This window comes from Halomonas sp. (assembly GCF_041689495.1).
Classification (GTDB): Bacteria; Pseudomonadota; Gammaproteobacteria; order Pseudomonadales; family Halomonadaceae; genus Halomonas.
On record NZ_JBDNGD010000065.1, the window covers coordinates 1 to 8815 of the forward strand.

7 protein-coding genes and 1 other RNA gene are annotated in these 8815 nt (G+C 62.7%); 4 read left to right on the top strand and 4 right to left on the bottom strand.

The window, feature by feature from the left end; genetic code table 11:
- On the bottom strand, positions 1-1996 hold a 1996-nt coding region (locus ACESMD_RS02215), incomplete at its 3' end, for a hypothetical protein (protein WP_372609942.1).
- A 384-nt stretch (positions 1997-2380) separates the two neighbouring features.
- On the opposite strand from ACESMD_RS02215, the gene ffs reads away from it, so the two are divergent.
- Positions 2381-2477, top strand: an RNA gene (gene ffs, locus ACESMD_RS02220) — signal recognition particle sRNA small type.
- Between the two features lie 41 nt (positions 2478-2518).
- Here the strand turns inward: ffs and ACESMD_RS02225 are convergent.
- A complete protein-coding gene (locus tag ACESMD_RS02225; RefSeq protein WP_372609929.1) occupies positions 2519-3301 on the bottom strand; it encodes a TSUP family transporter in 783 nt (260 codons plus the stop codon).
- A 147-nt stretch (positions 3302-3448) separates the two neighbouring features.
- A complete protein-coding gene (locus tag ACESMD_RS02230; protein ID WP_372609931.1) occupies positions 3449-4357 on the bottom strand; it encodes a DNA-binding protein in 909 nt (302 codons plus the stop codon).
- Positions 4358-4674: 317 nt separating this feature from the next.
- Here ACESMD_RS02230 and ACESMD_RS02235 point away from each other — a divergent pair, with 317 nt between their 5' ends.
- Positions 4675-5157: a hypothetical protein gene (locus ACESMD_RS02235; protein WP_372609933.1), complete on the top strand. Its 483-nt coding sequence runs from the start codon at positions 4675-4677 to the stop codon at positions 5155-5157.
- Here ACESMD_RS02235 and rmuC read toward each other — a convergent pair.
- Positions 5151-6602, bottom strand: coding sequence for a DNA recombination protein RmuC (rmuC, locus tag ACESMD_RS02240; RefSeq protein WP_372609935.1), 1452 nt, complete (start codon positions 6600-6602; stop codon positions 5151-5153). The genes ACESMD_RS02235 and rmuC overlap by 7 nt on opposite strands.
- A gap of 24 nt (positions 6603-6626) precedes the next feature.
- Between rmuC and ACESMD_RS02245 the strand changes: the two genes are divergently transcribed.
- Together ACESMD_RS02245 and dnaX are read left to right on the top strand one after the other, a co-directional pair.
- The gene (locus ACESMD_RS02245; RefSeq protein ID WP_372609937.1) at positions 6627-6812 is read left to right on the top strand and encodes a hypothetical protein; all 186 of its coding nucleotides are present in this window, start codon (positions 6627-6629) and stop codon (positions 6810-6812) included.
- A gap of 120 nt (positions 6813-6932) precedes the next feature.
- Positions 6933-8815 (top strand): DNA polymerase III subunit gamma/tau (dnaX, locus tag ACESMD_RS02250; protein ID WP_372609940.1); only part of this gene is annotated, 1883 nt, incomplete at its 3' end.

An 8815-nucleotide genomic window follows, 5' to 3' on the forward strand; every position in this document is an offset into this window, starting at 1 on the left:
CCGTCGGCGGGATGCGGTCGGCGCCCCAGCTGTGATGGATATAGCCGGTGACCCGGTCGAGTTCCTCCTGGGTGATCTCGGCCAGCTCGCCGCGCTCCAGCGGGTCGTAGTGGAAGATATAGAGTCGCGAGGCGAACTGCTCGAACGGCAGCGAGGATTCGCCGAAGCGCTCGCCATTCCCGGCGGTACTCACCTTGACGTCATCGCCCCAGTCCTGGCCGCTGTCATTATTGGGGTTGAAGAAGTAGACCCGCGTCACATCGCTGGGATCCAGGGAGACGCGCAGGATGGTGATGGCATGCCAGCCGATGAAACGTGCCGCACTGTCGGTGACGGCAATGCCGGCAGGCTGGGGGTGGATCAGTGGCTGGTTGCGGTTGTAATAGGGGTGGTAGCTGGCATAGAAATGGCGGAGGAAGATATCCAGTTCGTTCAGCTGGCCGGTGGTCACGTCGACATTGATGCGAAAGCCGCGACCGGACCACCAGCCATGGAACTCGGGATTGACCCAGCGGTGGGGATCACCTTCGCGGCCGATGCAGCGCCGCCCCATCTCGACATAGATACGGTCGAGGTGGGGCACCACGATCAGCGATACCGGGTCAAGGTCCATGGGCAGGGACTGGGCCACGCCGGAAAGGCTCGCCATGGAGGAAAGCGGCATGCCCTCGAAGTGCATGATGATCTCGTCGTCACGGGCCGCCCAGGCCACCATCTGCAGCAGGTAGTCGGGATCATTGTAGGCCCACATGGAAAGCGCCCGGGCCGACTGGCAGGTGGGGTTGTTGCCCTGGCCGATACCTAGGGGTAGGCCAAGCATGCAGAGTACCCCTTCCAGCAGGCGCGCCCGGGGAGAGATCGTCTCGCCGAAGGCCATGTTGAGTCGCGCCTGGGACCATTCGGAGAGCGAAAGCCCCAGTTGGCGCCACATGGCAGGAGCCACCGGCGGCTGGTAGAGGATGCCGCGCTCGAGTACCAGTGCCAGGCCATAGGCGGCCTGGGGTGTGGCCGGGTGCACGCCGCTGCGTATCAACGCATGGACCAGCTCGCGATAGCAGAGCAGGCAGTCACGGCCGGTGGATGAAAGCCCAAGCGCCTCGGCCAGCAGGTGGTCACCATGGTCGATCAGGTGACGCAGCAGCACCGAATGATAGGCCGAGACCAGCCCGGTATCGTGCATGGCGCGCGCGAAACCGGTGGCCTCGCTCTGCAGTGCGCTGGAGTCCATGCTGGACAGCCGTTCGCGATAGACCTCGATGCCAGGGTCTTCGCGGCAGGCTTGGGTGGGGCCGAACAGCGAGCTGACCAGGCGGTCGGCGCCCTGGCCGCTGACGCCCAGGTCGATATCCGGATTGGCCTGACAGACGGCGATCTGGAGGATCATCTGCTTGATCGGCTCGACCTGGATGGGACGTTGCTGCAGGATCCGCCAGATTTCCTCGATCAGCTTGTCGATGATGTGCTCGTAGCCGATACCCTCGGCGAGGTGCTGAAAGAGGTGTCGGGGGATCTGTGCCAGTGGGCCCTGGGTCTCCCGTTCGGCTTCGCTGGGCGTACCGAACAGCAGCCAGAGGTTCAGTGCCATTACCTGGGTGAGATAATGGTGGGCCTGCTCCGCCGAGATCAGTGAATGCAGGTAATCACCCCTGGCCACGGCCAATAACCGAAGCTCGCTGAGAGACTCGATCACCACGGTGTTGGGATCGGGGCTTTTGAGCGCATGGGTGGTAAGTGAAGGGAGCAGGTACTGGGGGGTTTCCCAGTCGGAACCGAGGAAGATGCCGGCATCTTCGAGGGCCTGGCTTCTCGCTTCCACGGCGGCCGCACCGCCTTCATGAAGCAGTACCTGCCGCGCCGTATCCATGGCAAGCGGCAAGTGACCCGGCTTGGCGTCGTCGCCGGCGTCAGCAAGCAACCGGGTGGCGTCGTCGAGCGTTGTCAGCAGGCTCTGGAGCCTGTCATCACCTGCCGGTGCTTCATTGCTGTCGTCTTGCATCTGTCGGTGCGTCGTCACGCCGACTCCTTGTCGTCAGGATGGCATTGTTCCCATGACGCCTTCATCGGCCTGATAAATCAAGCTCAGACATGGAAATCAAGCCTCCCATATGCTTGAGATAGTCTTTCAGGCGCTCGGCATCGTCGCCCTTCGAAGGAGAATAGCCCCGAAGGGGTGGCGAAGATGGCACGCGCGTCACCTTACCTGTTGCGCGATTCCCTTGCATCTTTGGCACCTGTCACGCCTCTCCTGACAGCACTTGCCCTTGTCGGGTAAGCCGGCCATTGGTATAGTACTGCCTCTCGACAAGTGCTTGATGCAACATCGATTCATCACGCTCTGCTCGAGGCCGAGCCGAATCCAACGGCTCTGCTGTGGTGGCCCCGTCGGTCCTCCCGCAACGCTAGACCGCAAACCCCGCCAGGCCCGGAAGGGAGCAACGGTAGTGGTGGACGCGTGTGCCGGGATGTGGCTGTCGGGGCCGCCTCCCTTTTGGCTCCTGGAATTTGCCTCCTGGAATTGCTATCCCGGTGGCTTGAGCAGCCCCACCAGACTAACCAGAATCAGTACCCCGCCCATTACTCTGAAGTAGACACTGGTGTCGACAGACATCATCCGTTGATGCGCGCGTTCGCCGAGCAGGTGGCCAGCAAGGGCGCAGGGCAGCAGCCAGAGATGGTGAATGAGCTGTAGATCGACGCCAGCGATCACGAAGGACACCATCTTGATCACCACCAGGATGAACCAGAGCACGAAGAGGGTATCGCGGAGTTGATGCTTGGCCACATGGGAGGCGAAAACCGCGACGATCAGGGGGGCGCCGATCAGGGAAGTACCACTGACATACCCGCCCAGTGACAGGAGCAGGTAGTCGACATAGCGATGGCGACTGCGAAACGGCCTGTCGAGCACATAGCCGACCGCATAGACCATGACGATCAGGAAGATGATCACGGTCATGACGCGCGACGGCAGCGTCAGCAGCCCCACGACCCCGATCAGCTTGGGAATGATCATGATCTTCAAGGCCTTGAACAGGTAGGCCCAGTCGATATTGCTGGCCGTTTCCTGCTCGGTACCGCTGGCGACCAGTGCGAGTCGATGGCCACGCCAGGCGATCCAGCTGGAGAAGATCATCAGGTGAACGGCCACCAGGGGCAGGAACACCAGGGGGTCATCGTGAACCAGCAGCAGAAAGGGCAGGGCGAGTACGGCACCGCCGAACCCCAGGCTGGTCCTGACGAAGCCGCTCCAGACGAAGATAAGGCCGATCAGTGCGTACTGGTACTCCTCGAGACCCGTCATCGTCGTTTCATTCGTATCCGGTTTACATCCCTCGGGGCGTCATGCCGAGGCCGTCAATGTGGATATAGCCGGCCATCATAGGGCCAGGGCGCCTCAATCTTCTTCATGACGAGGGGACGATCCTGTTTTTCGGCTACCCACACCGACCTATCGCTTCTGGAACTGCAGCGTATCGAGCCGGGACTTGAGTGCCGTCTGGGTCGCTTCCAGGGCTTCCGCGCGAATCTCGGCCTTGCTGGCTCGCTGGGTGGCTTCCTGGGCCTGCTTCAGGGCGTCCTGGCGGGCTAGCTCCGACTTGTCCAGCCGGGCCTTGTGTCCCGCCCGCATGTCGCTCGTTTCCTTGCGTTGCTGGCTGCGTTCCGCCTGGAGTGCCTTGCGTTGGGCTTCGAGCTGTTCGGCGCGTTCCCTTGCCTGCTCCAGGGTGGCGTCACGTTGGGCTTCTGCCACCGCGCGATCACGCTCCGCCTTGATGCGGCTGGCTTCTGCCGTCTTGGTCGCTCGCTCGGCATTCTGACGCGCCTTCTGTTCCTCTTCCAGTTGCGCGGTCAACATCTTGACCTGCTGGGTCGTCTTGACGACCTGCTCTCGGGCCTCCAGCCGTCCTTGGTGCTCCTGCTTGAGTTCATTACGCAAGGCCTTGCATTCGGTGCTCAGCGCATCTCGACGGCTTGTGGCGAGTTCCAGGGCCTTTTCGGCGGCCTGCAGGCGATTGCTCAGCTGCTCGTTCCTGGTCTCGAGGGCTTCGCCCAGTTCGGCCAGGGTGGAGGCGTCGCTGTGGATCTCCTCGACCAGACGCTCGGCCTCTTCCCTGGCGGTTTCCGTCTGTTGCTCGATCTCGGTCACCAGAGCGGAAAGCAGGTTCTGGGGCAATTCGATCGGGGCGCGTTTGGTGGCCGTCTGGTTTGACCGCCATGTGGTGAAATGGCGCTGGATGCTATTCAGCGAACCGGTTCCCAGGTGCTCGCGAATCCTTCGCAGGGTGGGATTGACCCCCTTGTGTGTCAGATTGTCGGCGGCGGCAGCCACTTGCTCGAAGGTGATGTCGTTGCGGGGCATGGTGTCCTTTCCCTGACGTGGATCGAGGAGGGCAGGTCGCGGATATCGAGCCTGGCTTTCAGGTCCGGACGCTGAGTCGAACTTCGTATTGTCGAGCCTGGATGATGGCGAGGCAACCACGGGATGCGATGTCTTTGTTTCAGGGGACTGGGCCGGATGACTATCGGCAATTTCCTACACCGGCTGAAGGTCTTGTCCTACGGCAGGCATGCGAGAGTTGGGCCATCCCTCAATAGCATCCCGACCGAGCCCTTGTGATCGAATTCACCCAGAAGGTAGGCGAGGCATGAGCAAGATGTCCTGCCTGAGGCCTGCCCTTGACGGCCATGCGTTCCGCCGACCTGGAATGGAGCGTGCTGAACCGTATTAACCTGGAGGAGATCGACACGCTGGTGATCATCGTCGTCGATGCCAGGAACGAGATATCACCCGAGTTCGATACTTCGCCGAAGGCCCCGGGGGTGGGGTCGGTGATCAGCACCATCGCCACGACCCCGCTGGACAACTATTCCTTTGATACGGTCGAACTGCTCAGAGAAGTCCTGCGTACCCGTGCGGATGCTCAGCGCCAGCAGCCTGAGCTGCACCAGGTCGGGCTCTATCCCATCTATGTGGGATTCGACCAGTTGCAGGATGAAAGCGAGAGAACGCGTTTCCTGGGCATGGAGACCAGCTTCACCCTGCCGGCCGACCAGGTGGATGACCTGCGCCGCGTCGGTGGGGTCCTGCTGGAGTCGTCATCCTGCTTCCAGGCGCTGCTCGCCGGCAGCGGTGATGCTGTGTCCGGCTGTGGCTATTGAGGCGGTTCCTGGATGGCGTCATCGCCATGAGGTGCCGTTCTCGCCGTGTCCGCCTGCCCGAGTTCCAGATCCGCCCGGTCGACCAGATCCGAGGGCAGCTCCTTCCTTACGGCCACACCGAGGTCCTTGAACTCGTGGGTCTGCTTGATGAGGTTGCCACGACCATTGACCAGCCGGTTCATCGCCTCGTCGTAACTTTCCCGGGCGCCGTCGATCTTCTTGCCCACGTCCTGCATGCTTTCCAGGAAGAGCCGCAGCTTGTTGTAGAAGGCCTCCGCTCGCCTGGCCAGTTCGGCGCTGTGGCGGCTCTGGTCCTCGAAGCGCCAGAGTTGGCGGACGATGTTCAGGCTGGTGAGCAGGGTAGTGGGTGTGGCGACCAGGACATGGTTCTCGATAGCCCGCTGATAGAGTGTCTCGTCGTACTTGAGCGCCTCGACATAGGCGGATTCCACCGGAATGAACATTATCACCACCTCGGGTGAGTTGAGGCCGGGCAGGGTATAGTAGTGCTTGTCGGCGAGTTCGGTGATGCGCTCACCGACCGCCCGGGCGTGTGCGGCGAGGGCGCTTTGCCGCTCGGCCTCGTCCTCGGCGTTCACATAGCGCACATAGGCGGCGAGCGAGGTCTTGGCATCGATCACCAGGTGCTTTTCCTGGGGGAGATAGACGATGGCATCCGGCCGCCTTCGGCCATCTTCGGTGGTGAAGCTCTGCTCGCGCTGGTAATCCTTGCCCGGTCGCAAGCCGGACCCCTCCAGCACGTTCTCGAGCATCAGCTCTCCCCAGTTGCCCTGGATCTTCTTCTGCCCCTGCAGGGCCTGGGTGAGCTTGCTGGCTTGATCGGTGATCTCGCGGTTGAGGTTCTGCAGGTGCTGGAGTTCGGTACGCAGGCTGGCGCGCTGTTCGGTGTCGAAACGGTGAATGCTCTCGACCTTTTCGCGAAATCCCTTCATCTCGACCTGCATGGGCAGCAGGAGACCCTGAATGTTCTTCTCGGACAGCTCGGAAAACGCCTTGCCCTTGCGTTCGAGGATCTCGTTGGCCAGGTTCTCGAACTCCTGCTTGAGCTGGTCACGACTGCTGCGCAGCAGCTCCAGCTGCTCAGCATGGTGCTGCTGCTTCTGGGCCAGGGTGGTGGTCAGCTCGGTCTGGCGACTCTGCAACGCGGAAAGACGGGCGGCCAGGTCCTCCCGTGCCTGCTTCTCGGCCTGCCACCATTGCCGGTAGCGTTCCTGGGTCTGCTGGGCCTCGTCGCGCTGTGCGGTCGTCGTGGCGAGCGACTCACGCAGGGAGGCGCATTCCCCCTGGACAGCTTCCTGGCTGGCGACATGTGCCCGGCGTTCGTTGTCCCGGTGTCGTGAGGCGATAAACCAGGCGACAGTGAACGCCACAAGACCGGCGAACAAGGCGGCGAGTGCTGCCATCATGGGGGGCGTCAATGTCATCGGGGACTCCGTGCTGGTTGTTGCATGAGATGGCACAGGTATCCGTGGCAGTGTACCAAGTCGAACCCTGATCTGGCCGATGATGGCTCCATCCTCTGGCATGGCATCATCATCCTGATCGATGAACGCCTCAATGACCTCTGGGCAAGGGCAGATCGAGCCCTCTACGCGGCGAAGGAAGCCGGACGCGACAGGGTCATCAATCAGTGACGTCAAGGGTCTTGCCTTTCCGCGATCCTCCCCAGTCGATAGAATGATCCTTTACCGTTCAGCCGCGTCCCTCGATGATGTCCCGGCGCTGTTCGTTCAACCCCAAGGATCCCGTGCCGCATGAGCTATCAGGTTCTGGCCCGCAAGTGGCGACCGCGTACCTTCCATGAACTGGTCGGCCAGGCGCATGTGCAGCGCGCACTGGTCAATGCCCTGGACCAGGGTCGATTGCATCATGCCTACCTGTTCACCGGCACCCGCGGGGTGGGCAAGACCACCCTGGCGCGGATCCTCGCCAAGTGCCTGAACTGCACCGCCAATGGCCAGGGTGACGAGGGTGTGACCTCGACGCCCTGCGGCGATTGCGACAGCTGTCGTTCCATCGACGAGGGGCGTTTTGTCGACCTGATCGAGGTCGATGCCGCCTCGCGGACCAAGGTGGAAGACACCCGAGAGCTGCTCGACAACGTGCAGTACGCGCCAACTCAGGGTCGTTACAAGGTGTACTTGATCGACGAGGTGCACATGCTCTCCACCAGCAGCTTCAATGCGCTGCTCAAGACCCTGGAAGAACCCCCTCCCCATGTGAAGTTCCTGCTGGCGACCACCAACCCGCAGAAGCTACCACCCACGGTGCTGTCGCGCTGCCTGCAGTTCACCCTCAAGCAGATGTTGCCGGAACGGATCGTCGAGCATCTGGCCAAGGTTCTGGAAGCCGAATCCGTGTCCTTCGAGGAAAGCGCCCTCTGGTTGCTGGGCAAGGCCGCCGAGGGGTCCATGCGCGATGCCATGAGTCTGGCTGACCAGGCCATCGCCTTCGGCCAGGGCGAGGTCCGTCACGCCGATGTGGCCGCGATGCTCGGCACCCTGGACCATCGTCATGTGCTGGCACTCGTCGAGGCGCTGGCCGAGGTGAATGCCGCCCGTCTGCTGAGTGAAGTGGCAGCCCTGGGCGAACAGGCACCCGACTTTGCGGCGGTGCTCGACGACGTTACCGGTGTGCTGCATCGCCTGGCCATTGCCCAGATGGTGCCCGAGGCCCTGGATAACGGCCATGGAGACCGGGAGACACTTCTGGCCTTGGCGGCGCGGTTTACCGCCGAGGATATCCAGCTCTACTACCAGATCGGTATCCAGGGACGCGGGGACATGGATAATGCGCCCGATCTGCGCACCGCGCTGGAGATGACCCTGCTGCGGATGCTGGCCTTTCGGCCGCAGGGTGTGCCCAAGCCGGCCCAGACGCCGTTGCCCCTGCGCGGGGGTGATGGATCCTCGTCACCCTCTTCACCTTCGTCACCTTCGTCACCTTCGTCACCAGAGGCGCCACCGGCCGCCCCGACGGTCCCCTCCGCTGCACCGGAGAGAACGGACAGCGAACGATCGATTTCCGAGCCCGATGACGCCGCCCCGCCCTGGGAAGACACCAGGGACGCACTCGACAATGGCGTGCACGACAGCGCCCGTCAGCCCGCTGACATCTCGCATCAGATCCCGGGTGATACTGAAGCGATCACGGCACCCTCCGAGGGGGAGTCCCTCCCCGCCTCGGTGCCTGACGCAACGGTGGATGCCCAGGCCTCGCCCGCGGCATTCGGGGTCTCGATCCTTACCCATCAGGACTGGCTGAGCCGTTTCGAGTCCTTGGGCCTGGGGGGGCTGACGCGTAACCTGGCGGCCAACTGTGTGGTGGAATCCGATGATGGCTACGCCCTGACGCTTCGCCTGGACCCGACCCTGTCGGCGATGAACGCTCAGGTGCACCTGGAGCGTATCCAGCAGGCCCTTGCCGACGCGGGTATCACGCGGCGTCTGCACATCGAGGAGGGGGCTCTGCCCGAGGACCTGGAAACACCTCGACAGCACGCCGAGCGACGGGCGGCCGCGCGTCATGCCGAGGCGGTCGAGGCACTGACCCGAGACCCCCATGTCCAGCAGTTGCAGGAGACCTTCGGCGCACGTTTGATCGAATCCACGGTCAAGTCGGGAGAGGTCGAGGCTCA

What these genes read in the sequence shown, in the direction of transcription:
- ACESMD_RS02225 (WP_372609929.1), bottom strand. Translation starts at nt 3,301, where the DNA reads ATGACGGGTCTCGAGGAGTACCAGTACGCACTGATCGGCCTTATCTTC.
- ACESMD_RS02230 (WP_372609931.1), bottom strand. Translation starts at nt 4,357, where the DNA reads ATGCCCCGCAACGACATCACCTTCGAGCAAGTGGCTGCCGCCGCCGAC.
- rmuC (WP_372609935.1), bottom strand. Translation starts at nt 6,602, where the DNA reads ATGACATTGACGCCCCCCATGATGGCAGCACTCGCCGCCTTGTTCGCC.
- ACESMD_RS02245 (WP_372609937.1), top strand. Translation starts at nt 6,627, where the DNA reads ATGAGATGGCACAGGTATCCGTGGCAGTGTACCAAGTCGAACCCTGAT.